The 24,915-nt window shown below is 45.7% G+C and carries 21 protein-coding genes; 5 read left to right on the top strand and 16 right to left on the bottom strand.

Going from position 1 to position 24,915, the window contains the following annotated elements; translation table 11 throughout:
- Positions 1-125: 125 nt before the first annotated feature.
- The 11 genes from ABLT31_RS08205 to ABLT31_RS08155 form a co-directional block, all read right to left on the bottom strand.
- The gene (locus tag ABLT31_RS08205) at positions 126-1,271 is read right to left on the bottom strand and encodes a DUF2515 family protein (RefSeq protein WP_367750575.1); all 1,146 of its coding nucleotides are present in this window, start codon (positions 1,269-1,271) and stop codon (positions 126-128) included.
- A 155-nt stretch (positions 1,272-1,426) separates the two neighbouring features.
- The gene (gene accC / locus ABLT31_RS08200; RefSeq protein WP_367750573.1) at positions 1,427-2,779 is read right to left on the bottom strand and encodes an acetyl-CoA carboxylase biotin carboxylase subunit; all 1,353 of its coding nucleotides are present in this window, start codon (positions 2,777-2,779) and stop codon (positions 1,427-1,429) included.
- Between the two features lie 15 nt (positions 2,780-2,794).
- Entirely contained in the window at positions 2,795-3,289 is a 495-nt protein-coding gene (locus ABLT31_RS08195) for an acetyl-CoA carboxylase biotin carboxyl carrier protein (RefSeq protein ID WP_367750571.1), read from the bottom strand.
- Positions 3,290-3,316: 27 nt separating this feature from the next.
- Positions 3,317-4,858, bottom strand: coding sequence for an acyl-CoA carboxylase subunit beta (locus ABLT31_RS08190; protein ID WP_367751348.1), 1,542 nt, complete (start codon positions 4,856-4,858; stop codon positions 3,317-3,319).
- Positions 4,859-4,970: 112 nt separating this feature from the next.
- Positions 4,971-6,107, bottom strand: coding sequence for a methylmalonyl Co-A mutase-associated GTPase MeaB (meaB, locus tag ABLT31_RS08185; RefSeq protein ID WP_367750569.1), 1,137 nt, complete (start codon positions 6,105-6,107; stop codon positions 4,971-4,973).
- Positions 6,104-8,293: a methylmalonyl-CoA mutase gene (scpA, locus tag ABLT31_RS08180; RefSeq protein ID WP_367750567.1), complete on the bottom strand. Its 2,190-nt coding sequence runs from the start codon at positions 8,291-8,293 to the stop codon at positions 6,104-6,106. Before scpA ends, meaB begins: the two co-directional genes overlap by 4 nt.
- A complete protein-coding gene (locus tag ABLT31_RS08175; RefSeq protein WP_367750565.1) occupies positions 8,290-10,425 on the bottom strand; it encodes a methylmalonyl-CoA mutase family protein in 2,136 nt (711 codons plus the stop codon). Before ABLT31_RS08175 ends, scpA begins: the two co-directional genes overlap by 4 nt.
- 28 nt (positions 10,426-10,453) lie before the next feature.
- A complete protein-coding gene (gene accB, locus ABLT31_RS08170; protein WP_367750563.1) occupies positions 10,454-10,954 on the bottom strand; it encodes an acetyl-CoA carboxylase biotin carboxyl carrier protein in 501 nt (166 codons plus the stop codon).
- 165 nt (positions 10,955-11,119) lie between these two features.
- Positions 11,120-11,782 (bottom strand): TetR/AcrR family transcriptional regulator, encoded by a 663-nt coding sequence (locus tag ABLT31_RS08165; RefSeq protein ID WP_367750561.1) that lies wholly within the window; start codon positions 11,780-11,782, stop codon positions 11,120-11,122.
- Positions 11,783-11,926: 144 nt separating this feature from the next.
- Entirely contained in the window at positions 11,927-13,174 is a 1,248-nt protein-coding gene (gene ilvA / locus ABLT31_RS08160) for a threonine ammonia-lyase IlvA (protein ID WP_367750559.1), read from the bottom strand.
- 28 nt (positions 13,175-13,202) lie between these two features.
- A complete protein-coding gene (locus tag ABLT31_RS08155; protein WP_367750557.1) occupies positions 13,203-14,003 on the bottom strand; it encodes a Cof-type HAD-IIB family hydrolase in 801 nt (266 codons plus the stop codon).
- Between the two features lie 173 nt (positions 14,004-14,176).
- On the opposite strand from ABLT31_RS08155, the gene ABLT31_RS08150 reads away from it, so the two are divergent.
- Both ABLT31_RS08150 and ABLT31_RS08145 read left to right on the top strand, forming a co-directional pair.
- Entirely contained in the window at positions 14,177-16,462 is a 2,286-nt protein-coding gene (locus tag ABLT31_RS08150; RefSeq protein ID WP_367750555.1) for a DEAD/DEAH box helicase, read from the top strand.
- Positions 16,446-17,675 (top strand): ribonuclease H-like domain-containing protein, encoded by a 1,230-nt coding sequence (locus tag ABLT31_RS08145; RefSeq protein WP_367750553.1) that lies wholly within the window; start codon positions 16,446-16,448, stop codon positions 17,673-17,675. Before ABLT31_RS08150 ends, ABLT31_RS08145 begins: the two co-directional genes overlap by 17 nt.
- Before the next feature lie 75 nt (positions 17,676-17,750).
- Here ABLT31_RS08145 and ABLT31_RS08140 read toward each other — a convergent pair whose 3' ends face one another.
- A complete protein-coding gene (locus ABLT31_RS08140) occupies positions 17,751-19,166 on the bottom strand; it encodes an amidase (protein WP_367750551.1) in 1,416 nt (471 codons plus the stop codon).
- 253 nt (positions 19,167-19,419) lie between these two features.
- On the bottom strand, positions 19,420-20,064 hold the full coding sequence (locus ABLT31_RS08135; protein WP_367750549.1) for a hypothetical protein: 645 nt from the start codon (positions 20,062-20,064) through the stop codon (positions 19,420-19,422).
- 324 nt (positions 20,065-20,388) lie between these two features.
- On the opposite strand from ABLT31_RS08135, the gene ABLT31_RS08130 reads away from it, so the two are divergent.
- The gene (locus ABLT31_RS08130; protein ID WP_367750547.1) at positions 20,389-20,703 is read left to right on the top strand and encodes a hypothetical protein; all 315 of its coding nucleotides are present in this window, start codon (positions 20,389-20,391) and stop codon (positions 20,701-20,703) included.
- A 55-nt stretch (positions 20,704-20,758) separates the two neighbouring features.
- Here the strand turns inward: ABLT31_RS08130 and ABLT31_RS08125 are convergent, their stop codons facing one another.
- On the bottom strand, positions 20,759-22,570 hold the full coding sequence (locus ABLT31_RS08125) for a helicase-related protein (RefSeq protein ID WP_367750545.1): 1,812 nt from the start codon (positions 22,568-22,570) through the stop codon (positions 20,759-20,761).
- A gap of 96 nt (positions 22,571-22,666) precedes the next feature.
- The gene (locus ABLT31_RS08120; RefSeq protein ID WP_367750543.1) at positions 22,667-23,158 is read right to left on the bottom strand and encodes an acyl-CoA thioesterase; all 492 of its coding nucleotides are present in this window, start codon (positions 23,156-23,158) and stop codon (positions 22,667-22,669) included.
- A gap of 200 nt (positions 23,159-23,358) precedes the next feature.
- On the opposite strand from ABLT31_RS08120, the gene ABLT31_RS08115 reads away from it, so the two are divergent.
- A complete protein-coding gene (locus ABLT31_RS08115; RefSeq protein WP_367750541.1) occupies positions 23,359-23,661 on the top strand; it encodes a hypothetical protein in 303 nt (100 codons plus the stop codon).
- Positions 23,662-23,768: 107 nt separating this feature from the next.
- Here ABLT31_RS08115 and ABLT31_RS08110 read toward each other — a convergent pair whose 3' ends face one another.
- Positions 23,769-24,281 (bottom strand): universal stress protein, encoded by a 513-nt coding sequence (locus ABLT31_RS08110; RefSeq protein ID WP_367750539.1) that lies wholly within the window; start codon positions 24,279-24,281, stop codon positions 23,769-23,771.
- Between the two features lie 73 nt (positions 24,282-24,354).
- Here ABLT31_RS08110 and ABLT31_RS08105 point away from each other — a divergent pair, with 73 nt between their 5' ends.
- Positions 24,355-24,891, top strand: coding sequence for a hypothetical protein (locus tag ABLT31_RS08105; RefSeq protein WP_367750537.1), 537 nt, complete (start codon positions 24,355-24,357; stop codon positions 24,889-24,891).
- Positions 24,892-24,915: the final 24 nt, after the last annotated feature.

Genomic DNA, 24,915 nt, shown 5'->3' with positions numbered 1-24,915 from the left:
TCACCATTCCTATGTTTCGTCAATATGTGATTATTTTCCTCATAGCTATCTTGTTTTCCCTTCTCATTTTACCCTTTCATCAACGACTATATGTTGCCGGATAAGCAGCTAGGCGATCTGGAAATCTAGGATTCAGGCGGGAACAAAGCCGCTTGAGTCGCAACGACAAAGTCTAATTTTTCTAAAGTCTTGCAATAGGCATCTTGGATGTCCCCTAATTGTCTTGGTGGATGCAGAAAATAATGAACGATTTTCCAATCCCGAAACCAGTCTCCAGTCTCCGGCTCTGAATGTTTCACGTCTGGCCAGACATGATTTAACCGTGGACTATAAAGCCGTAGCCGGCTATGGATAAGCCGACAGTTTTCGAGTCTTCTCTGATAAGGTTCACCCGGTAACGAGTCTTTGACATCGTTAAAAAGATGTGCCCAATAATCTTTACGGGATGCGGTATGTGGCGTTTCTGATGCCCATTGTTCAATTCCGCGGAGAAAATGGGGTAAGAATAAAAGGTCGTATAGCCTTTTTCCCAATGAGATTCTCTCATGGAGCGAAGCGAAGAAGTGAACCGTCTGTCCAAGGAGGCTAGGGATTTGCCTTTGGTGCATTGGAGATTGTGGGTAGTAAGGAAAGAGTATCTGGTTAAGGCTTAGGAGTTCCTGCAGTTTATACTCCAAAGAGGATAAGACCTGTTTTTGATAAAAAGGGTTGGAAATCACTTTTTTTTCGATATAATTCTGTTCATTGATAATCAGTCCAATCGTTAGAATGGAACGGTCCTCTGTCTTCCAAAAGTAATTCCATACACTTTGCATGAATTTGGATATATGGAAATAGGGCAACAGATAAAATAAATCGGTTTTCCTTCGGCGGCTCTCTTCATATATCAGCAGCTGAGGGTAGGCATCCTGAAATATCAGCCAGTTCCCTCGCTCCAGAAATTGAAAAAAAGGCACTCTTTCTTGAGAACTCATCAGACGGGGGAGCCATTCTCCTTTAAGATCCGTCATGTTCCAGCCAGCGTTCCTTGAGACGAGATGAGCCAAAAAAGACCACTGGATCTCAGGACATCGTTTGTAAAAATCAAGGTAGGCTGCCGTTCGGGAAAGATTATTTTGGTTGCCCCGCTGAGTGTCCATTTGAATCCGGCGAATCATTTCCTGTTCTTTTTGAGCTAACTGACTTAAAGGTTTGACTTTTTTCTCCTTCGCCTTGCTCTCTCTTTTCAGCTCTTTAATTAAAGCGGAAAAGGCCCTAAGATCTTTGCGCATAGGTTGTAGCCTCCCTCTCCTGCCGCTTCCCCAGCTTGAGGTGTCAGATGGTTCTACAACATACTATTGAAGAAGCGCAAGAATCATGAACAAGAAGCGTGCAAAAAAAAGCTGCTCCAAATCAATGATTGTGGAACAGCCTGAACTCTTGATCACTAATCTTCTATTTTCAACTGGTAAGTTTCCAGAAATTTCGTATTGAAGTCTCCTTTTACAAATGCCTCATGCTCAAGCAGCTTAAGATGGAACGGTACGGTTGTCTTTACTCCCTCAATCACAAATTCTCCTAGAGCCCTTTTCATTCTTTGAATGGCTTCGTCTCGGTCTTTCCCCCAGACGATAAGCTTAGCAACCATCGAATCGTAGAAAGGTGAGATCTGATAACCCGGGTATACAGCACTGTCAACGCGTACACCATATCCTCCTGGAGGTAAATAGCCTTCTACCTTCCCAGGAGAGGGCATGAAGTTCTTCGCAGGATTTTCGGCATTAATGCGGCATTCGATGGCCCAACCGTTAATTTGGATATCTTCTTGAGCAAAGGATAACGGATAGCCTGCAGCAACTGCAATCTGCTCTTTAATCAAGTCAATGCCCGTAATCATCTCCGTTACCGGGTGTTCTACCTGTATCCGCGTATTCATTTCCATAAAGTAAAACTGTCCATGCTTATCTAATAAAAACTCAACCGTTCCAGCCCCATGATAGTTAACAGCCTTAGCTGCCGCGACGGCGGCATTTCCCATCTGTTCACGGAGTTCCTGGTGGAGCGCTGGGGAGGGAGCTTCCTCGACCAGCTTTTGGTGGCGACGCTGGATGGAACAGTCACGTTCCCCAAGGTGAGCGACGTTGCCATGTTTGTCTGCAATGATCTGAATTTCAATATGCCGTGGTTCTTCCAGATATTTCTCAAGGTAAACTCCTGGATTTCCAAATGCCGTTTCGGCTTCTTTCTGAGCCTGGCGTATGGCTTTCCTCAGATCTTCTTCGTGATTGGCCACACGCATTCCCTTTCCGCCACCGCCTGCTGTAGCCTTGACGATAACAGGGTACCCGATTCCCTCAGCGATTGTTACAGCTTCGTCAATATCTTCGATAAGCCCTTCGGTGCCTGGAACAGTTGGAACGCCTGCATTTTTCATCGTTTCACGGGCTACTGATTTATCACCCATTTTATTGATGGCCTCAGCCTCTGGACCGATAAACGTAATGTTGCAAGCTCCGCATAGCTCGGCAAAGTTGGCATTTTCAGCGAGAAAACCGTAGCCCGGATGGATGGCGTCAGCATGAGTGATGGAAGCGACGCTCATCAGATTGGTCATGTTTAAGTAGCTTTCCTTAGAGGCTGTGGGTCCGATGCAATACGCTTCATCAGCCATTTTTACATGCAATGCTTCCCGGTCCGCCTCAGAAAAAACAGCCACGGTTTGGATTCCTAATTCACGGCAGGCGCGTATGATGCGCACTGCAATTTCTCCTCGATTTGCTATCAATACTTTTTTAAACATGCAACATGCTCCTCCCTAGTCAGCCTTCACCACGAACAGAGGCTGGCCATATTCGATAAGCTGGCCCTCTTCTGCAAGGATTTCGACCACTTCTCCAGCGACGGATGATTTGATATCGTGGAATAGTTTTAATGGTTCTACATTACAATGGCATACAACCTGGCCTGGCTCTACTCGTTCTCCCGTCTTTACGGAAGGATTAGTGAATACGCCGACCCAGGGAGATATGACCTCATGGAGACGAGCTGTCTCAGCGGTTGGTTCGACTGCTGAGGGTTCAGTCTCCGTTTCCTGCCCGTTCACAAGAACTTCGGCAGCTGTAGCTGCTTCATAATAAGCTGTTTCTTCATCAGCCTTGGCTTCCGTTAGCTCCTCCAACGCAAGCGGTTCGGCTACAGGCTGAGATTTCTTCAGGGTGATGAGCATCCCGCCATTTTCCAGCTCAAGCTCATCTATAGAAGATTGGTCTACCAATCTGATTAACTCTCTGATTTCATGCAGTTTAATCAACGGGCTCACTTCCTTTATTAAGTGAATTTATAGTGGAATGTTTCCGTGCTTTTTGGACGGACGGCTTTCTTTTTTATTCCTAAGCATATCGAGTGACTGTTTTAGCTTTTGGCGCGTTTCCCGTGGATCGATTACATCATCCACCATTCCGTTTGCTGCAGCAACATAAGGATTCGCAAACTTGTCCCGATATTCAGCAATCTTTTCAGCTCGCGTAGCGGCCGGATCGTCGCTCTGTTCAATTTCTTTGGCAAAGATGATATTGGCTGCCCCTTCAGGTCCCATAACGGCAACTTCTGCATTCGGCCACGCATAAACAATATCCGCTCCAATAGCCTTCGAATTGAGAGCCACATAAGCTCCACCAAAAGCCTTTCTTAGAATGACGGTAATCTTTGGAACCGTAGCTTCTGAGTAGGCATACAAAATCTTGGCCCCATGGCGGATAATTCCCCCGTGCTCTTGATTGATTCCAGGGAAAAAGCCGGTTACATCCTCAAAAGTAATGAGAGGGATATTAAAGCAGTCACAGAATCGAATGAAGCGGGCCAGCTTATCTGAAGAATTAATGTCAAGGCCCCCTGCCATCACTTTGGGCTGGTTGGCAATGATCCCTACGCTGTGACCGTCTATGCGACCAAATCCAATGACGATGTTTTTGGCGAAATCAGGCTGGACCTCCATGAAGTCCTTGTTGTCCAATACCTGCTCGATCACCTTTCTGACATCGTATACCTTCGTTCCTTCAACCGGCACCAGCTCAGCCAATTCCTCGCGCCAATCATCGGTTGGTTCTTGGGTCAGGAAAGGCGGCTTTTCTTCGTTGTTCTGCGGCAAAAAGGAAAGCAGTCGCCGCACTTGTTCCAGTACTTCAGGTTCGGATTCCCCACTGAAGTGGGAATTTCCGCTAATGCTGGAATGAACCCTTGCTCCCCCTAGGCTTTCCGCAGATATTTTTTCACCTGTGACCGTTTCGATAACCTTCGGACCTGTGATGAACATCTGACTGGTTTTTTCCACCATGAACACAAAGTCCGTGATCGCTGGCGAGTACACCGCACCGCCGGCACAGGGTCCTAGAATAACGGAAATCTGTGGTATGACACCGGAATAAATGGCATTCCGATAGAAAATATGTCCATATCCATCAAGGGAAACGACCCCTTCTTGAATTCGCGCTCCACCTGAATCATTTAAGCCAATAATCGGTGCTCCATTCTGTGCAGCCAGGTCCATGATCTTAGCAATCTTTTTAGCGTGCATCTCACCCAAGGCTCCGCCGAACACGGTAAAATCTTGGGCAAATACGTAAACCAGTCTCCCATGAATTTTTCCGTATCCAGTGACTACCCCTTCACCTGGGGCTTCTACTTTATCCATTCCAAAGTTGGTTGCCCGATGCTGAATAAATGGGTTTAGCTCTACAAAAGACTGATCGTCTAAAAGCAAGTCAATTCGCTCTCTTGCCGTAAGTTTTCCGCGACTGTGCTGGGCATCGATCCGTTCATCCCCGCCACCAAGCTCTATTTTTAGCTTTCGCTGAAACAGCTCGTCTATTTTTTCATACATATCCATGGTAGGTTCTCCCTCTGCTATGAATACTTGGTCCTGCTTTTTGGTCCGTTCCTATCCTAAACATATCTATATGGAACTCCCACTCCCTATGGCTTCTAACGAAGCTTTATATCTGTTTGTTTTCATATATTTTAATGAGTTCCTGTACAGCCTCTGATACAGAAATGTTCCCTTGAGCAATGGCCTGTTCCATGTCTGGGAGGCTTTGTTTTATCTTACTGTGATTATAGAAGCTGTTTTGCAGGTAATCACCAATCATTGTATACATCCAGTCCAAGGTTTGGGACTGGCGGCGAGCGTGGAAAGCCCCGCGTTTTTCCGTTGTTTCGCGAAAGGCTTGAACCGTTGCCCAAATTTCTTCTATTCCTTCACCGTGCAGGGAAGAGCAGGTATAGGCTTTCGTTTCCCAACCTTCCGTAGCGGGTTTTAGAAAGTGAAGAATCCGATTATACTCCACTTGGGCATTCAAGGCCCGCTGCTTGTTCTCCCCGTCTGCTTTGTTGATTAAAATGGCATCTGCCAGTTCCATGACACCTTTTTTCATGCCTTGCAATTCATCGCCTGCACCTGTTATTTGAAGCAGCAAGAAAAAGTCGACCATGGATCGAACCGTCACTTCACTCTGCCCAACCCCCACCGTTTCTACGAGAATAACATCAAAACCGGCGGCTTCGCATACTAACATCGTTTCTCGGGTTTTTCTCGCGACGCCGCCTAGGGTAGTTCCCGCAGGAGATGGACGTACATAAGCCCGAGGGTTTCGGGATAATTGTTCCATCCTTGTCTTGTCACCCAGGATGCTCCCGCGTGTCACAGAGCTGCTTGGGTCAACGGCAAGTACAGCTACGCGGTGCCCTAGGTTACACAAGAGTGTACCGAAAGTTTCAATAAACGTGCTTTTCCCCGCACCAGGTACGCCAGTTATGCCAATTCGTATGGAATCACCCGTACGAGGAAGCAGCTGCTTAAGGACTTCTTGGGCCATTTCCCTATGGACGGCTGAATTGCTTTCAATAAGAGTGATCGCTTGAGCAAGGATGGTTCTATTCCCTGAAAGCACTCCCGCTACATAGTCCCCTACAGAAAGCTTCCGGCGGCGAGCAACCGGCTTATTTATGCTGGAAGGCTCCTGGTTCCTTAATCCGTCATGACCGCCTTGAACTCCTGGCTGGACTCGGGAGGCAAAGCGATCATCGTCTTCACCCGGTGCCCACTCCGGCTTTTGATTGTTGCGAACCGTCATTCGCTCTCATCCTCTAAGCGGAGCATGATTTCCTGAAGAACTTTTTGGGCTGCAATGGGGATGACGGTTCCTGGCCCAAATATCGCTGCTGCTCCATGAGCTTTGAGGTATTCGTAATCCTGGGCAGGTATAACGCCTCCAATGACGACAATGATATCCTCACGGCCTAGCTTTTTCAGCTCTTCAACCAGTTGAGGCAAAAGGGTTTTATGACCTGCTGCGAGTGAGCTCATCCCGATGACATGGACATCATTTTCCACAGCCTGCAAAGCGGTTTCTTCAGGAGTCTGGAACAGAGGTCCAATATCGACATCAAAGCCTAGGTCGGCAAAAGCCGTAGCAATGACCTTAGCCCCGCGATCATGTCCATCTTGACCCATCTTGGCAATCATAATGCGTGGACGACGACCTTCGGTTTGCTCAAACTCATCTGTCATGCTCCTTACTTTTGCGACTTCATCTTCGTCTCCAAATTCGCTGCTGTAGACGCCGCTGATCGAACGGATCACGGCCTTATGCCGTCCTGTAACCACTTCATAGGCTTCCGAGATTTCTCCGAGGCTGGCTCGCGCTCTAGCCGCTTCTACCGCCAGCTCAAGCAAGTTGCCTTCTCCTGTTTCGGCAGCTTTGGTAAGAGCTTGCAAGGCGGCCTGAACTCTAGCTTCATCCCGATTTTGACGCAATTCTTTCAATCGCTCAATTTGAGCTTGGCGAACGACCGTATTGTCCACCTCTAGAATATCTAGAGGATCTTCTTTTTCCAAGCGGTATTTATTAACCCCAATGATCGTTTCCTTTCCCGAGTCAATATGGGCTTGGCGGCGTGCGGCGGCTTCTTCAATGCGCATTTTCGGCAGCCCCGTCTCTATGGCTTTAGCCATGCCGCCTAATTGCTCGATTTCTTGAATATGTCCCCAGGACCGTTTGACTAGCTCTTGGGTTAAAGCCTCTACGTAATAGGAGCCTCCCCACGGATCGACGACTTGGCAAATTCCGGTTTCATCCTGCAGGAATAACTGGGTATTGCGGGCAATTCGAGCCGAGAAATCGGTTGGCAACGCAATGGCTTCGTCTAAAGCATTCGTATGAAGGGACTGGGTATGACCGAGGGATGCGGCCATAGCTTCAATACACGTTCTGGTTACGTTATTAAATGGATCCTGTTCCGTCAAGCTCCATCCTGAGGTTTGGCTATGCGTCCGAAGTGCCATCGATTTCTCGTTTTTAGGATGGAACCCCTTCATTAACTTCGCCCAAATCAAGCGAGCCGCTCGCATTTTGGCTACCTCCATGAAGTAGTTCATCCCGATGGCCCAAAAGAAAGATAATCGCGGAGCAAAAGAATCAATGTCGATCCCTGCTTTTAGGCCTGTTCTTACATACTCCAGCCCATCCGCTAGCGTATAGCCTAATTCAATGTCTGCTGTTGCCCCGGCTTCTTGCATATGATAGCCGGAGATACTAATACTATTGAATTTTGGCATATGCTGCGATGTGTAGGCAAATATATCCGCAATAATCCTCATTGACGGCTCAGGAGGATAAATATACGTATTTCTTACCATATATTCCTTTAGAATATCATTTTGAATCGTTCCGCTCAATTGGGAAGGCTTAACTCCTTGTTCTTCAGCGGCCACGATATAAAAAGCCATGATGGGCAAGACTGCTCCATTCATCGTCATAGAAACCGACATCTTATCCAGCGGGATCCCATCAAAAAGAGTTTTCATATCAAGGATGGAATCTACAGCTACTCCAGCTTTGCCGACATCGCCGACCACTCGCGGATGGTCGGAGTCATAGCCGCGATGGGTTGCCAAGTCAAAGGCAATAGACAACCCTTTTTGTCCAGCGGCTAAATTACGGCGATAGAAGGCATTGCTCTCCTCAGCGGTCGAAAATCCAGCATACTGCCGAACAGTCCAAGGCTGGTTAACGTACATCGTCGGATATGGGCCGCGCAAGTAAGGCGGAATCCCTGCCACGTAATCCAGATGCTTCATTTTTTCGGTATCTTCAGAAGTATAGAGCGGCTTAACATCGATTTGTTCCAAGGTTTGCCAAACATATTCGTCAAGTGCTTTTTTGGCTTCCGCCTCAGCCCTGCGCTTCCACTCCTGCAGATCGGGCTTAGGAAATCCTGCATGATAGGACATCTTAGAAAAATCAGGAGATTTTCTCATCTTGAAATTCCTTTCTGCTGTTGAAGCTGAAATAGCATCTCATAGCAATTCGATCGGATATGGATAAAGTCATCCACTCCTGCTTGCTTAAACTGATCCATGCGTTCAGCCGCTGGCTGTCCGGCTACCATCACAGTCATGCCTGGGCACTTCTCTTTAAGCTGTTTGCTAAGCGTAGGTACGATATCCGGGTAAGCTTCGTCTGATGAGCAGATTATCGTAACAAGCGCACCCGAAGCCGCTGCAGCTTGAACGGCATCTTCTGTTTCGGCAAACCCTTGACTGCCTTGAACCTGAAATCCTCCGACTTGGAAAAAGCCGGTACAGAAATCAGCCCTTGCCTTGTATTGCCCAATAGATCCCATATTCGCCAGAAAAACCTGCGGTAGGGCACCTGTTTTTTCTTTAAATGATTCAGCTGCCGCACGGAGAGCTTCAAAGGGTTCTGCAGCTCTTGCAGCGAGGACAGGCCGAACTGTTAGGCAACTAGCATCCTTATTTTGAAATAATTTCGTGATCTGTCCTAGGGTTGCTCCCTTTTGGACCTGCTGGATCGCTTGTCGTACAGAAAAGCTGCCAGGAGAAGCTGGAGTATCCGCTAGCTGGCGATTTTTTCGGAATTGGAGGACAGATTCTACTCTGGCCTTCTTCTTATCCGTTAGGCCGTTTTGACTAGCCAACTTAGGTTCTTGAAGGTTGGGGTACATATTGGTGCCTACGATCTTTTCTTTCCTTCGAGAGATATTCGCCAATCGCTTGTTGAACACCTCTGCAATATGTTGTTGAGGCCATCCGGACAGCAAGCTCGCCAGCATACCGCCTTCTGCTTCAACTTTCTGGAAAAGCTCCCATGTTTTTTGGGCTACTTCATCGGTTAAAGCTTCAACATACCATGATCCCCCTGCAGGATCAATAACTCTGCCCAAGTGGGCCTCGCTTTCTAAAATCAGCTGTATATTGCGGGAAATCCTCCTCGAGAACTCATCCGATTCGCGCAGGACCTCGTCGAAAGGTGCCACATGAAGACTATCTACACCGGCGACGACCCCCGCAAAAGCTTCAGCGGTGCCACGCAGCATGTTTACGTAGGGATCATGGAGCGTTTTATTCCAACTGGAGGTGCGTGCATGTATTCTCATTTTCTGGGCTTCTTCATCCCCGCCAAAGGCTTGGATAATGTTGGCCCAGAGCATCCTTGCCGCACGTATCTTCGCAATTTCCATAAAGAAGTGAGAACCTACGGAGAAGGAGAAACCGATTTGCTTCGCTGAACGGTTTATGTCGATTCCTCTTTCTTGCAAGGCAAGTATATATTCTACACCAGCAGCCAGCGTGAAGGCTAATTCTTGAACGGCATGAGCTCCCCCGTTATGGTAGGGGTGCCCTTGCACACTAATGGTTTGGACATGGGGAGCGAATTCTTCAGACCATAGGACTGTCTTCGCCATGGCATCAAGCGCTGAGTCTAGGCCATTCTTCAATGTCCCTTCCGCGGCCAGAAATCCAATGGGGTCAGCTCCAATGCATCCACGCAGTTGATCAACCCGCAGGTTTCTTTTTTCCATTAATGCTGCAACGAAGGCGATTAAAGGTAAAGCGGATGGGCCAGCTTGAATGTACACGGGAATCCGTTCAAGATCAATTCCATCAAGAGCCGTTTCGAGATCTTCCAGGGAGAAAATGGATAGCCCGTGAGTCATCACTTCCCCCATATCTGCCTGGTCCGGATCCATTCCGGATAATGAAGGTTTATCGAGAACAAGATTCAGCATCGTTTGTCCCCGCTCTAAGTCATGACGGGCTTGTCGATTAAATTCCTTAGGAGTAGGCGCTTTGATTTCCTGTGCCACCTCCCATGGACGGGCTAAATAGCCTAAGGTTCGTGTCCCTCTTACATAAGGCGCAAAACCGGGAAGACTGCCTGCATGAGGTAGGTTTTGTATGTTCTCCTGTCGGTATAGGGGGTGAATCTCTATGCCCTCATAAGTTTGAGTCACGAGCTTTTCATCAAAGGAAGCTCCCTTCAACGCTTTTTCCGCTGCTTGGCGCCACTCATCATAAGTTGGGATCGAAAATTCTTCAAAGGTTGGCATTTCTTGCTCTACTTTATTTTTAGGGTCTGCTTGACTCATGATCTTCAGCTTCCTTTCCTGGCCGGAATCATATAGATCTAACTAAAAAGAGGGGCTGTCCTTGTTCAACCAATTGTCCGTTTTGGACGAGAATTTCAACAATTTCACCCTTAGTTTCCGCTTCAATTTCATTGAATAGCTTCATTGCTTCAACAATACAGACAACGGTTGTTTTTTCAACCCTGTCCCCCGGTTGGACATATGGAGGTGCATCCTCTGATGGAGCTTGATAAAACGTTCCTACCATGGGAGAAAAGATCTTTTGTAGGGTTTCATCTGCTTCTTGCTTTTGCTGTACTGGCACCGCTGGTTTTGGCACTTCTCTCTTTACAGGAGTTGGTACGCTGTTGACGGGTTCATTGACTATAACTTTTGCCACAGGTGCTGGAGGCGTTAGTGGTTTGAACTGTTGGACTACTGAATTTTTCTTGAGGCTAATGCGCGTTTCCTCTGTTTTGACTTCGAATTCTTTAAGTTGAGATTGATCGACTAGCTTGATGATTTCACGAATTTCATGGATTTTTAACATGATGGTTTCTCCTATTCTTTATGTGATTGCCATTCAGACCGACCAGTTGGTCTGAGATAAGAAGAAAGAACAAGACCGACTAGTTGGTCTTTTGAAACCTTAAAGGATTGATGGGATACTCCTTTTGCTCCACACCTGAAACCGACTAGTTGGTCTGTTTGCGTTTTAAAAAAATCCCTTTATGAAAGGAGCAAGCTCTTTATCCATTCTATTAAGGAAAAAACGTTGAAAGGCTGGATTATTCTTAGCTTCCTCAGTCAAAGCAGAATGTAGAATAATGTCAGCAAATATAATGGCTATCTCTTGTATGGAGTATCTTCCATCTTTTTGATACCATTTGTAAATCCAGTTAATCATTCCAAATATGGCCATCGATATAATCGGTACAGGAAGCTCTTTTCGGAATTCCCCGCAATCAATTCCTTCTTGAATGACCTTAAATAGCAATTCCTTATAGCGATCCCGTTTAACCTCGATCTCCCGGTAATACTCAGGTGCAAGATAAGAACTCTCCTGATAAAATACAGTAACTTCAGACTTATACAAGTCTATCATCATTACGAAAGACTTGATAATGGCATGAAGGCGTTCTGTAGGTGTCATCCACTTCTCATAAGCCTCTTGCCCTTTCTCCAACACATAGGAGATGAAATTATCGTGGATTGTGTACAGAAGTTCGTCCTTGGACTTGAAGTTGTGATAGAACCCTCCCTTTGAAGTAGAGCTTTCCTTAACAATCTGGTCAACAGTTACCCGATGATACCCGTTCGCCTCAAATAAGCGCAGGGATGTTTCGATGATCCGGTCGCGAATAGACTTTTCTGCCATAACTTGTCACCCCACTATGATATTATCACAAATAATTGCATTAGACAATTCTTAAATTTTATAGGATCAAGGCCTGTCCATAAAAAGAAAAAAGCTGGATTAAGGAATTATTTCCTTAATTCAGCTATCCTGTGTTTCTTTCCTTTAAATTAAAAGATTGAATAAATAAGGATCTTTATTTATCTCTACATAGTGAATGCCGTGTTCAACCATTCGCTCAATGAGCGGCTCGTAGTCCTCTTTGTTCTTCAATTCAATGCCCACAAGTGCAGGACCATTGTCTTTATTGTTTTTCTTGGTATACTCGAAACGGGTAATGTCATCATTCTCTCCGAGGACACCATCCAAAAACTCTCGTAAAGCCCCGGCCCGCTGAGGGAAATTGACCACAAAATAATGCTTGAGCCCTTCATAGATCATAGAACGTTCTTTAATTTCCTGCATCCGGTCGATGTCATTATTTCCTCCGCTAATGGTACATACAACTGTTTTTCCCTTAATTTGGTCCCTGTAAAGGTCTAAAGCTGCAATGGACAAAGCTCCAGCAGGTTCGGCAACGATGGCATTTTCATTGTACAGCTCAAGAATAGTCGTACATACCTTGCCTTCAGGCACAGCGATGATATCGTCAAGCAGATCTTTGCAGAGTTCCATGGTTAAATGGCCGACTTGTTTTACAGCAGCGCCATCCACGAACTTGTCAATGTCTTGAAGAGTCACTACATCATTTTGGGCTAGGGACTCTTTCATGGAAGCCGCCCCTAGCGGCTCCACCCCAATCATCTTGGTCATGGGGCTAATCCCTTTGATATAGGTGCCGACTCCGGATACAAGTCCTCCGCCGCCGATTCCAACAAATACATAGTCGATCGGTTCTTCGATATCATTCATGATTTCCATGCCTACAGTTCCTTGTCCAGCAATAATATGCGGATCATCAAAAGGATGGATAAAGGCCATCTCATGCTCATTGCAATATTTCATTGCTTCTGAGAAAGAATCGTCAAATGTATCACCCGTCAGAATGACTTCGACGTAAGGTCCGCCAAATAGCTTGACCTGCGAAACCTTTTGCCGGGGTGTCGTAGACGGCATAAAGATTTTTCCGTTAATTTGCAAATGCCTGCAAGAAAATGCCACTCCCTGAGCATGATTTCCTGCACTTGCGCAAACGACTCCGCGCGCAAGCTCGTTTTCCGAAAGACTGCGTATGCGGTTGTAGGCGCCTCTTATTTTAAAGGAGCGAACGACCTGAAGGTCCTCTCGCTTCAAGTACACTTGGCACTCAAACCGGTCTGAAAGAATCTGATTTCTTTGAAGCGGTGTACGTTGTATGACGTCCTTTAGCACATGATTCGCGACAATGATATCTTCAATTCCTATCTTATTCATCCATATTCCTTCTCTCTATTCTGGGCTTCTATCTCCAATATCGTTCGATGGCTTTTTTCACGCCTTGACGGTTGTTGGTGTCCGTAACAAAGTTGGCAGCCTGTTTGATATCCTCCGGTGCATTCCCCATCGCTACACCAATTCCAGCATAGCGGATCATATCCAAATCATTATAATAATTGCCAATCGCCATCACAAATTCCGCAGAAACGCCTAGGTGATGCGCCATGAAATGCAGAGCATTTCCTTTGGAAGTTTCTTGATGCATGATGTCAATAAACGTGGGGCCGCTGCGAAAGCACTGGACAGGATAGCTTTTTAATTTTTGCGGCAGATATTGCATGATCGAATCAATACGCTCAGGTTCATCAAATAAAGTAGCCTTGACGATTGAGTCGTCAACTTTTGTCATGTCCTCCACAATAAGAGGGTTTACCATATATTTTTTATAGAGCTCAGCGACCGAAGGACCATGAGCTTTGGTGTACATTTCTTGAAGAGAGGTGAGATCCAGATGGGCACCTGTCTGCTCCAGCAGCTGAACGATTTCTGGGCAGTGCTGTACAGCTACTTCTTTAACAGCCAGGTTTTCGCTGCTTTTTATATGGTGGACAACTGCACCATTGTCTGTAATTAAATAGGATTCTATGCCCATATCTAAGGCGATTTGTTTGGTTGCTTTAAGAGGTCTTCCGGTACAGAGCATAACAGGTATATTAGAAGACTGTAACTCTAGCAGCAAATCTCTCGTTTCAGAGTCCCAGCGATAGTCATCATTTAATAGTGTACCATCGATATCGATCGCAATCATCTGTATCTTATTGTTCATTTTACCAGTTCATCTCCTAACCTTTATGACTATGATGGCTAGAGTCCTTTTTTCTTCTTTCTCTCTTTTATTCCGTTGTTTATCATAACAAACCTGTCCTATTAAATCAAAAAGTATAGATTTACGAAACGAACATTTATTCGTAAAATAGAAGGTATAGAGGTGATGTAGAAATGAAGTGGAAGCTAAGCATGAAAGAGCTTTTGGAACAGCTGAAATCAAATGAAGCATTTGCTGGGCAGATTGCCCATTGGCATACATTGCCTGAGCGGGAGGCGCAAATCGTACCCTTTCCGGCACAACTTGATTCGCGAATCCGTGACTCTTTAGAGAGAAAGGGAATTCCGGCGTTATATACCCATCAAGCAACAGCCTATAACAGCGTGCATGAAGGAAATAACGTGGTAGCTGTAACACCTACAGCATCCGGAAAAAGCCTTTGCTATCACCTGCCAGTTATCCAAGCTATTTCTAAGGATGAGAAGACTAGAGCACTTTATCTTTTCCCTACAAAAGCTTTGGCCCATGATCAAAAAAGTGAATTGAATGATTGGATTGCCGATATGGGAATTCCCATTAAAAGCTATACATATGATGGGGATACCCCCTCCAATATCCGTCAGGTCGTACGGAAAGCCGGCAATATTGTCATTACGAATCCGGATATGCTGCATTCCGCCATTCTTCCCCATCATACGAAATGGGTTTCTTTCTTTGAAAACCTGCGCTACATCGTCATTGATGAATTGCATATATATCGAGGGATATTTGGCAGCCATGTTGCTAATGTGATCCGGCGGCTATTGAGAATTTGCGCCTTCTACGGCAGTTACCCTCAATTCATTTGCACTTCCGCTACCATCGCGAATCCGAGAGAGCTAGCCGAGCAGCTGACCGGGCAGTCGATGAGACTTGTGGACAATAATGGCGCTCCTTCCGGAAGGAAGCATTTTATTTTTTATAATCCGCCTGTAGTCAACCAGCCATTGCATATCCGCAAAAGCGCCACATTGGAAGCCAGGGCTCTCGCAGAAAACTTCTTAAGCCAAGGGATACAGACGATTGTGTTTGCCAGAAGCCGTGTGCGCGTTGAAATCCTATTGAGTTATCTTCAGCAGCTTGTTCAAAAAAAACTCGGTCCCAAATCCATTCGCGGCTATCGCGGCGGCTACCTTCCTACAGAACGGCGGGAGATTGAACAAGGACTCCGCAGCGGCGATATCATGGGTGTGGTCAGTACCAACGCCCTGGAGCTCGGGGTAGATATCGGCCAGCTTCAAGTGTGCATAATGGCCGGGTATCCTGGTTCAGTAGCCAGTACCTGGCAGCAAGCAGGCCGAGCGGGACGGCGTCAAGGAGAATCCGTCGTGATTTTGGTTGCGGGTTCCTCTCCCTTAGACCAATATGTCATAAGACATCCGGAGTACTTTTTTGACCGCAGCCCGGAATCTGCACGCATCAATCCAGACAACCTGATCATTCTAGTTGATCACATTAAGTGTGCAGCGTATGAGCTTCCCTTCCGGAAGGGAGAAACGTTTGGAGAAGTAGAAATTGAAGAGATTCTTTATTTTCTTTCGGAAGAGCAGGTTCTTCATTTTCAGCGAAATAAGTGGTACTGGATGAATGATTCCTTTCCGGCTCATAACATTAGTCTCAGGTCTGCCTCCCAGGAGAATGTTATCATTGTGGACCAAACCGACGTAGCCAATGTTAAGGTGATCGGTGAAATGAATCGTTTCAGTGCCATGACACTGCTCCATGAAGAGGCGATCTATCTGCATCAGGGAATCCAATTCCAGGTAGAGAAATTAGATTTTGACGAGAAAAAAGCCTTCGTTCGTGAGGTTAATGTAGACTATTTTACGGATGCCAACTTGGCTGTCCAATTGAAGGTTTTAGAGGTTGACCGGACGAGTTGTCTAACCCGAGGGGAGCTGGGCTATGGTGATGTATCCGTCAATGCCATGGCTACTATCTTCAAGAAGATCAAATTTGAAACCCATGATAACATCGGCTCCGGTCCCATCCATCTGCCGGAAGAAGAGCTTCACACGAGTGCGGCTTGGGTGAGCTGGATGGAGGAAGATCTTCGCAGCTTGGGTGCTAAGGAAGTAGAGCAAGGCTTGATGGGGCTCGCCCATATTCTTCGGCACGTTGCCCCCCTGTTTGTGATGTGCGATCCTCAGGACCTTCATGTGGTTCCTCAGCGGAAAGCCATTCATTCAGGATTGCCAACGATCTTTCTGTATGACCGATACCCAGGGGGCATAGGGTTGAGTGAACAGGTCTATAAGGAGTGGGATCTCGTGCTGAGGGAGGCCGAAGAAGCGATTCTGTCTTGCCCATGCACAGAGGGGTGCCCGTCTTGTGTTGGGGCTGGGGATTTGGGAAAGGAGCTGGCTATATCGCTTATCCGGCTGATGAAGGGAGAAAAGACCGTTGTCATTAAAGAATAAGCTTCAGCGTTTCAAATCCCATCTGACCAAAGAAGCGGTAAGTATTCCTGAATCCCAGCCCCCGGTGTCTGCCCCTGAGATTCCTTTTTTGGAGGTATGGGAACAGCTCCAGGCTAAGCCCTTCTTTTTCGAAGAGGAATATGTTATGGTTCGCGAAGTTCGCTATCCACTTGTTCACCAGCATGGAAAATATACGTTTGAGCAGCTCCCAGAGATTGTTGAGCGGTGGAACAAAAAAACAGGGAACCATCCTTTATCAGCCCATGGGGTACAAGCCCATGAGTTGCTATTTTTTGATACAGAAACAACAGGTCTGCATGGCGGAGCGGGTAATACCATTTTTCTTCTTGGGTATGCAAGGGCTCTTGCCCATGAGGTAAGGGTGAAGCAGTTTTTTCTCCCAGGACCCCACGAAGAAGTAGCCTTCTATCAGGCTTTTTTGGACGATGTGAAGGAGTTGAAAAACCTTGTTACCTATAACGGAAAGGCCTTTGACTGGCCCCAAGTGAAAACAAGGCATACCTTGCTGCGTGATCTAGTGCCTAAGCTTCCCCTCTTCGGACATTATGATTTGCTTCACGGGGCTAGACGTCTTTGGAAGGATCAATTGGAGTCCTGCCGCTTATCCGTAATTGAACAAGAGATTCTTCAGTTTAGCCGGACAGAGGATACGCCAGGGTACATGGCTCCCCTACTCTACTTTGATTTCTTGCGGGAAAAAAATCCTGAACTTATCAAGGGGGTGCTGAATCACAATGAGTGGGATGTTCTATCCTTAATCTCCTTATACATCCATCTCTCTTCCCTCTTGCTGGAGGAAAGCCACCTTCTCTGTTCCAGCCAGGAGATGTATCAAATTGGGCGCTGGTTTGACCAAGTAGGAGATTTAGACCGGGCCGCCTTCTTCTATCAATCAGGGCAAGACTGGCTTCCTGCAAAGCTAGCTTTAGCATCCTTGTACAAACGGACGAAATCCATGGATGAAGCGACCGCTTTGTGGGAGGAGCTGGCAGAGCGAGACTCCCCTTTCCTGACAGAAGTTTATACGGAATTAGCTAAAAGCTATGAGCACTACTATAAGGACTGTGAAAAAGCTTTGTTTTATGCTGATAAAGCCTATGAGAGCTGGAAATTGCTGCGCAAGAAGAATGCAAAGGAGAAGGATGAATTTATAAAGCGCATTAAGCGGCTGGAGAAAAAATGTTATTTCTGAATGGGTGGAAATAGCGGAACTTGATTCCGCTATTTTCAATTTTTAGGAGAAGAATGCTGATAACATTCAGCTCAACTAAAGCTCCCACTTCAAGGTAGGAATCTTCTGATCTTGCTCAAAAGCAGCTGCCACACGATAAAGAGTTGCTTCATCAAGCGGTTTGCCAATGAGTTGCATGCCGATAGGCAGCCCATCCCTCGAAAAGCCGCAAGGCATGGAAAGGCTTGGGAGCCCCGTTAGATTTGCAGGTCCATTCAAGCGAAGCAGGGACGCAAATGTAGGCTCTTCAAAGCCATCGATGATTGACTCCCGTTGGCCGATGTACGGTGGTAGAATAGGTAAAGTCGGCGCTAATAGTACATCCGCCTGCTTAAAGGATTCCAGGAAAGAATGGCGGATCTCCAGCCGCAGCTGTTGTGCTTTGACATATTCATGGGCCGTTGTGCCCTTGCTTAGTTCGATACGGGTTCTAACCTCCGGTTGGAATCGATCAGGCTGGTTGATCACATGGTTTTCGTGGACCGCATAAGATTCCCCGCGCACAGTCATTAATTGAGCCCAAGAAGCTTGCGATAAGTCGATTTTGACTTCATGAATCTTGGCCCCAAGGCGTTCAAAGATTTGGGCCGCGCGCTCTAAAGCAGTCCTTACCTCTTCCTCCACGTGTTCATAATAAAAGCTGTCTGGAAGTCCGATGACCATCCCGTTCACGTCGATCCCGATATGTCGGGTGAAGTCTTCAGCCGTCTGTTCTAAGGAATAGGGATCCTGCGGATCAAAACCGGCCAACAAGTTAAGCACAATAGCGTTGTCGCGTACCGTTCTTGTCATCGGTCCCACATGATCCAACGTATAGCCAAGCGGATAAACCCCATGCTTGCTCACCCGGCCGAAGGTAGGCTTCATCCCAATGATCCCGCAGGCGGAGGAAGGAATGCGAATGGAGCCGCCAGTATCTGTTCCCAAGGCGGCAAAACACATCCCCGCAGCTACCGCAGCACCCGAACCGCTGCTGGAGCCTCCAGTCACCCGCGTAACGTCATAAGGGTTGCGTACAGGACCGAAAAAGGATACATCACCGGATGGACCATAGGCGAATTCATGCGTATTCAGCTTTCCTAAGAGAATCGCTCCTGCCTCAATTAGCTGCTGGGCTGCAGTAGCACTGAATTCGGGAATAAAGTTCTGATAGATGCCGGATCCCATGGTAGTCCGGACGCCTGCAGTATAGATCAAATCCTTTAAGCCTATGGGAATCCCATGTAGGGGACCTCTCCATTTGCCTGCAAGGATCTCTTGCTCTAATTTGCGAGCCTGTGTGATAGATTCGTCTTGAAGAGAAGTAATAAAGGCATTGAGTTTAGGATTGACCTGTTCAATCCGTTCCCATGATGCCTCTGTTAAGTCCACGGGTGAAATCTCTTTGTCTTTTATTAACTGCGAAACCTTTTCAAGGTTCCAGCCTAGAACTTCCGGTAGGTTGTGGTTCATGTTAGTCTCCTTTTTTCGTTGGTCTATTTCCAAAATTGCTTAGGTTTACTGTGGGCTTCTTTTGGTTAGGATGCTATTGAGGTGAGGCAAAATGTCAGATTCGCTTAAGTTCTTTTTTTTATATTCCGGTACCATTTTGCTGGTCAGTATGGTTATTCGTTATTATATGGAAAATTTTTTATTTAAAAGCAAAAGCCTACTTAATAAGAAGGAAATTTAGAAAAAAAGCCAAGGTTGCAAAATAAGGCCTGCCTTATTCTGCAACCTCTTTAAATGCTTTTATAGCATCTGCTTCACTCTCCAATAAGATCCAGCAAGCCAATTGTTGCGTCATTTTGTTCATAACCTCCATGCCGCCTTCGCTTTCCCTGCGGTTCATCTTATTGAATCTCCATCCTTTAACCTCTTCGAAGTACTGTTTGAAAAATAAAGCGATCTGATCTAGATCCTTTTCAAAATGCAACTGGATTTGCTCAACAACAACCTTAAGTTCATCGCTTCTTCTTGATGCCACTGCTAAAACGGCGCTTACGTTGGAACGGTTCACATTTTCCGTTTTTGCCAAGATCTCTACAACTGCCGGAAAGCCTGGCAGAGTCAAAAACTCCTCTTCCATATGAGAAATAACCGGATTTTTTGGAATAAGATAGTCCCGATAGATCTCTTTGTTGTTCTGTATGAACCGGATGATTTGATCAGGATCATCGCCCCTCCAACCATCCCTACCCATGTCATCTGTTAGTCGATCCCCTAGCTTGTCCTTGGCATAAACGACAGCAAAATGTTTGGCAATCATCCCCATGACCTGATCATTTGATGCAAGAAGCTGAAGTAAATGAGCTCCAGTAATTTCTTGAAGGTTTTTTTTCATTTGTGAAATCCATTGGTCAATCTCCATAGCTTATATTACCTCCTTTGAAATGAGAAACCAGATGTTCTGTAATAGACTACTAGAGCATATTTATAGATTAATAGAATGTCCGAACGGAGGTTATACATGATTAAGTTCCTTCTTTATATGTTTCTGGTCGAGATGGCGTTTGCTTTAATCCTAGGAATAGGCAGTATGACGGCAGATCTTTTGTAGTTTATATTATATAAAAACGGATTGCGGATTCAAGTGCATAAGAATTTTTATCCTTTTTTTTAAGATGATGTATGAAAATCCATGTTTTTTTGCCATACTATATTAAAATGAAATACTCGGGGGTATAGACAACATATGCATCATAGGGAAGATTGGGAGATTGAAAAAGAGCGAATCTTGCTACAAAAGAAAAAACAGCGGTTTTTGGAAGCGTTGCCCACCGAACCGCACCGTAAAGGATGGGCCGAGCGTGGATCAAATTTCAATGCGGGCGATTATTTCATCCATCCTTCCACTCATGAGCTGTGGTTAGCTGTGGGTACCTTCTCCCCTACTTGGGGGACAGAGGTTCACATCTATTCTTCAGCAATTGGCAAGAAGATGAAGGACTTGGATGAACAGCTTGCGGCGCTAGAGGCCCCATTGGATTTGACAGGAAACGCCCGATAGGGTGGGGGCAATACAGAAACACCCAACCTAACGTATAGCCAGGTTGGGTACATCTTTAAACGTAAGAAGGCTGTAATTGATTTCGCAACTGCTCATGGATATGTTCGGAGGTTTGGCGTCTTTCCTTTTTAATCCATCTCCAATCATAAGGCAATCCAAAATTACTAGAAAAGGAATAATATAAACCGATAGCCCTATAGTACGTTTCGAGGGCACTCAGATGATTTCCGCGCTTTTTGGGCTTTGGCAGGTGCAGTCTGTTAATTTTCAAACAGTCCAGATAGATAAACCACTGGCTGAGTAGTTCTTTTTCCTGATAATTAAATGGAATCGTAGCCGCTGTATATAAGATATCCAGTGGAAGAACTTGTTCATAGGCACTTGCTAATTCAAGCAGCTCCAGGGTCTCGCTGATATCTGCTTTTTGAAAATAGGGTACCTGAACTTGATAATTCGTCCACGCCTTTAAGCGCTCAGTTAGGCTTCCAAAAGGCAAGCCTAGAATGGTTGTGTCATGGGGAGCGATAAAGGCTGCCTTGATGGGCGAATCCTGGGTATCGAGCTTATGCTTAACTTTCGCCTTATCCTTTATGGAATTCACATATCCTTTGTCATAAATCCCTTTCCTCCCTGCTCTCCCTGAAATTTGTTTAATTTCTTGCGGTGTAAGCTCCCTTACTTGGGTCCCATCAAACTTTTCAGTCTCAAGGAAGACAATTCTTTGAATAGGCAGGTTAATCCCCATCCCAATCGCATCCGTAGAGACAACGACCTCCGTATCTCCATGCAGAAAGAGATCGACTTGTCTTCTTCGTGTTTCAGGAGGAAGATTCCCATAGATAATGCTTGCACTGATCTGCGATTGCGTTAACTGAGATGCTACCTGCAAGGCTCTTTTCCTTGAAAAGACAATGAGCGCATCTCCTCGCTTGACGTCCTGCGGAAACCGAAAGGAATGATCCTGGAGAATGAGCGGTGTCTGCCTTTCGTGGTGGATAATCTGGACGAGATCCTCACAATCTGCGATCAGTTGTGTAATCAAAGGGACTGCCTCCGGGGCACAGCAGATGTGGATTTCCCGGGCTCTTAAGCCGAGAACCGCACGCGTCCAGGCATAGCCGCGCTGGGAGTCACCAATCATTTGACCTTCGTCAATAACCGCAACGTCGAATAGCTCATTATAATTGGCTTTCTCAATGGTGCAGGATGAATGCTTGGCACCGGGAGAATGAATCATCTCCTCCCCCGTTAAAAGATCGCAAGGCACCCCATCTTTATTCAATCGTTCAAATACTTCTAAGGCGAGCAGCCTAAGAGGGGAAAGGTAGATCCCTTTCGCGGATCGTTTAAGCTCTGCCAGCGATTGGTGTGTTTTGCCAGAGTTAGTGGGACCTGCGTGAATAATAAAGGATCGCTGCAGGGAACGCGTTGCCGGATATTCATCTTTTGGGTGCGGAGGGATGACATCCGTTAATAGTTGCTGAAAGATATTATTCAAGATACCGGAATGTTCTAGGGTCTTCATAATGCCATGCTGATAATAATACCAATCATGTTCTTCTATAACCTGCTCCACAGTCAAGCTGGTTTGATACTGGTGGTTTACTGAGTCTAGAATGACAGCTGACGCTTCTTTCAGCTTTTGCTTTAGTTGATGACGAAGGCTCTGTCCCTGCTCATATAGCTCGTGCCCGCTTCCGCCGACTTTTTTCGCTTGCGCAATCCAGGTCGATAAACTTTGGATAGCTACGCGAAGCGCCCCTTCCCGCTTCATGGCGTGTTGAACAGAATCGAATTTACTTTCCGATGATAAGAGAAATTTGGATTCTACCTGTTCCATCTTTTTAAATAAGTGGGATAGAGACATATGGATATCTCCTTGTTCTAACGAGTTGTTTTTATATCTTGTCCAGATCTTAGATTTTTTGGCCGTCAGACTAAACGGCAAGTTATGTCATTTTTATTAAAGCTGAATCAATTTGCTGTAATCGTTGCTTTTGCGCTTATTCCGCTGCAGTTGCCTCTGGGGCGCGGTCCGGTGCAGTTCTTTTTCAAATTCAGTTTCCGGAATGACTGGCGGCACGGGAATCGTTCTTCCTTCTTCATCTATTGCCACCATGGTCAAAAAAGAAGTAGCTGTTAATTGCTTCTTTCCGGATAATAGGTTCTCGGAGGATACTTGGGCAAATATTTCCATAGAGGACCGGCCGGTCCACGTGACAAAGGCCTCTACTCGAATCGCATAGCCCCGCTTCACGGGATTAAGAAAGTCGACAGAGTCAATGGACGCCGTTACGACAGATTTCTGGCAATGCCTCATAGCCGCAATAGCAGCAACTTCATCAATATAAGCGAGCACTCTCCCTCCAAAGATATTTTCGTATTGGTTCGTATCTGGCGGAAGAACAAGTGAATTAAGCACGGTTCTAGAAGCGCTGATAGGTTTGGCGTCCAAAAAGATCCAGCTCCTTTAAATGTTTTCTCCTATTTTATTCTATTTCCTTTTTCAGTACAAAAATAACTTCTTTATAAACTGTAAAGCAGTGTGGTTAATGATGAATTTTGGGGACAACCTAATGTTGCGAAAATTATTAGTTTAGTATAAGATAAGAAAAGAATGGTTTTGGTATACAAAATACAAACGAGGTGTTACGCATGAGTTATATTGTCTTAACAAATAAGGAAAGTTATCAAACCGATCTTACGACAGCTGGGATCGAGTTAGTCGAATCTTACGATTATATGTTTTATGACAAGCGCATTGCGAATTACTCTATCGTTAAAGTAACGGATAACAAATGTAAGATTAAAATTGTGGAAGAAAGTGACCGCAGCTACATTAATCACATTCCGGTGAAATTTTTTGAGGCTTTTGAAACCATTGAAGAAGCAAGAGAAGAATTAGACGTTCTTGTTGGGACCCATACAGAGACCCAAAAGTTAGTAAAGGTTTCTTAAAAGGAAGAGTACAGGTTAACCTGTACTCTTTTTTTATTTGCAAAAACCAGTATACTCCCTTCTCCGCTCCTCATTCTGATCATGAGGAGACTCACGAGAAAGTGCCTTTACTTCCGTTTCTTCTTTATAAGGAGGACAGGTACAGGGGATTGCTGTACTACATACCAGCTTACACTTCCAAACAGCCATCTTTGCCATTTGCTCTTTACCGTGCTGCCAACAATGATTAAATCACACTGGTATTGTTTCGCATGCTGAATAATCACCTGACCAGGATAACCTTTTAAGATAAATATTTGCCAGGGGTTGGGTAAAGGCGTCAGCAATGCCTTGATTCTGCGTTGGATACCCTCCCCATGGTCGAGAATAGGGATGGTGATGGACTGCTTAACTTCCCCGGCTAGCATTACCTCTTTTAGGTATAGACGATAATTTCCGACATGGACTACATGGATCTCAAGTCGAGGATCCCATCGGGCAAATGCAATGGCCTTCATTAGGGACACGTCCGATAATTCTGATCCATCGTGGGCAACGAGAATCTTGGTAAACGGCATAGCTACACCAAGCTTTCGCTTTTTCTCTATATTATACCATAAAAATTCCAGATCTTGGCGCATGAAAACAAGATCGTTGCGGATAAATAAAGCTAGGTTACAAAATGAAAAGTTACCTAATAAAGGGGATGATTATGTGAAGCTACGGTTATTATCACTCGTGCTTTTGCTGTTTGTTTTCTGTGTTCCTGCAAACGCACAAGTGGATATTTCCAAAATCCGGGTGGATACAACGCCAGTAAAAAATGAAAAAGATTTAGTGAATCAATCCACCCTTGTAGTGTACGGTTGGCCAAACAGCGCAGATGAGGAGTATCCGACGGGACAAACCGTAGAGCAATTCAAGCTCGTGAATTTCGTGCAGACTTTCCATGTCAAACAGTCATTAAAGGGAACATCTTCTCCCTTAATCCGCATCGTCACAACAGGAACTGATCCTCTGCCTAAACCTCCCAATCCCTTAAACAAGGTTTATCCTGGGCCTTTGGCGGAAGGAAATTATCTTTGCTTTCTGAGAAAGCTGCCTGGCACCGATCTATATACCATTGTAGGTGGATGGCAAGGCGTCTACCCATACCTGGATGGAAAGTTTATTGCCCTACAGGATTCCGGATTTCCCAAATTTCATGGATTGACTATTCAGCAAGCGGAACAATTGATAAAGCAAATGTAGGAACAATTTAGCTTGTCGAATGAA

This window comes from Ammoniphilus soli (assembly GCF_040813775.1).
Note: the sequence above shows the minus strand (reverse complement) of the source record. Positions and strands in the feature narration are given on the sequence as shown.

Bases quoted from the DNA above. Each gene is read 5' to 3' on its own strand.
- ABLT31_RS08165 (WP_367750561.1), bottom strand. From the start codon at position 11,782: ATGGCAGAAAAGTCTATTCGCGACCGGATCATCGAAACATCCCTGCGC.
- ABLT31_RS08110 (WP_367750539.1), bottom strand. From the start codon at position 24,281: ATGCGCCAAGATCTGGAATTTTTATGGTATAATATAGAGAAAAAGCGA.
- ABLT31_RS08130 (WP_367750547.1), top strand. From the start codon at position 20,389: ATGCATCATAGGGAAGATTGGGAGATTGAAAAAGAGCGAATCTTGCTA.
- ilvA (WP_367750559.1), bottom strand. From the start codon at position 13,174: ATGAATAAGATAGGAATTGAAGATATCATTGTCGCGAATCATGTGCTA.
- ABLT31_RS08135 (WP_367750549.1), bottom strand. From the start codon at position 20,064: ATGGAGATTGACCAATGGATTTCACAAATGAAAAAAAACCTTCAAGAA.
- accB (WP_367750563.1), bottom strand. From the start codon at position 10,954: ATGTTAAAAATCCATGAAATTCGTGAAATCATCAAGCTAGTCGATCAA.
- ABLT31_RS08140 (WP_367750551.1), bottom strand. From the start codon at position 19,166: ATGAACCACAACCTACCGGAAGTTCTAGGCTGGAACCTTGAAAAGGTT.
- ABLT31_RS08175 (WP_367750565.1), bottom strand. From the start codon at position 10,425: ATGAGTCAAGCAGACCCTAAAAATAAAGTAGAGCAAGAAATGCCAACC.
- meaB (WP_367750569.1), bottom strand. From the start codon at position 6,107: ATGACGGTTCGCAACAATCAAAAGCCGGAGTGGGCACCGGGTGAAGAC.
- ABLT31_RS08125 (WP_367750545.1), bottom strand. From the start codon at position 22,570: ATGTCTCTATCCCACTTATTTAAAAAGATGGAACAGGTAGAATCCAAA.
- ABLT31_RS08155 (WP_367750557.1), bottom strand. From the start codon at position 14,003: ATGAACAATAAGATACAGATGATTGCGATCGATATCGATGGTACACTA.
- scpA (WP_367750567.1), bottom strand. From the start codon at position 8,293: ATGAGAAAATCTCCTGATTTTTCTAAGATGTCCTATCATGCAGGATTT.
- ABLT31_RS08190 (WP_367751348.1), bottom strand. From the start codon at position 4,858: ATGTATGAAAAAATAGACGAGCTGTTTCAGCGAAAGCTAAAAATAGAG.
- ABLT31_RS08205 (WP_367750575.1), bottom strand. From the start codon at position 1,271: ATGCGCAAAGATCTTAGGGCCTTTTCCGCTTTAATTAAAGAGCTGAAA.
- ABLT31_RS08150 (WP_367750555.1), top strand. From the start codon at position 14,177: ATGAAGTGGAAGCTAAGCATGAAAGAGCTTTTGGAACAGCTGAAATCA.
- ABLT31_RS08115 (WP_367750541.1), top strand. From the start codon at position 23,359: ATGAGTTATATTGTCTTAACAAATAAGGAAAGTTATCAAACCGATCTT.
- accC (WP_367750573.1), bottom strand. From the start codon at position 2,779: ATGTTTAAAAAAGTATTGATAGCAAATCGAGGAGAAATTGCAGTGCGC.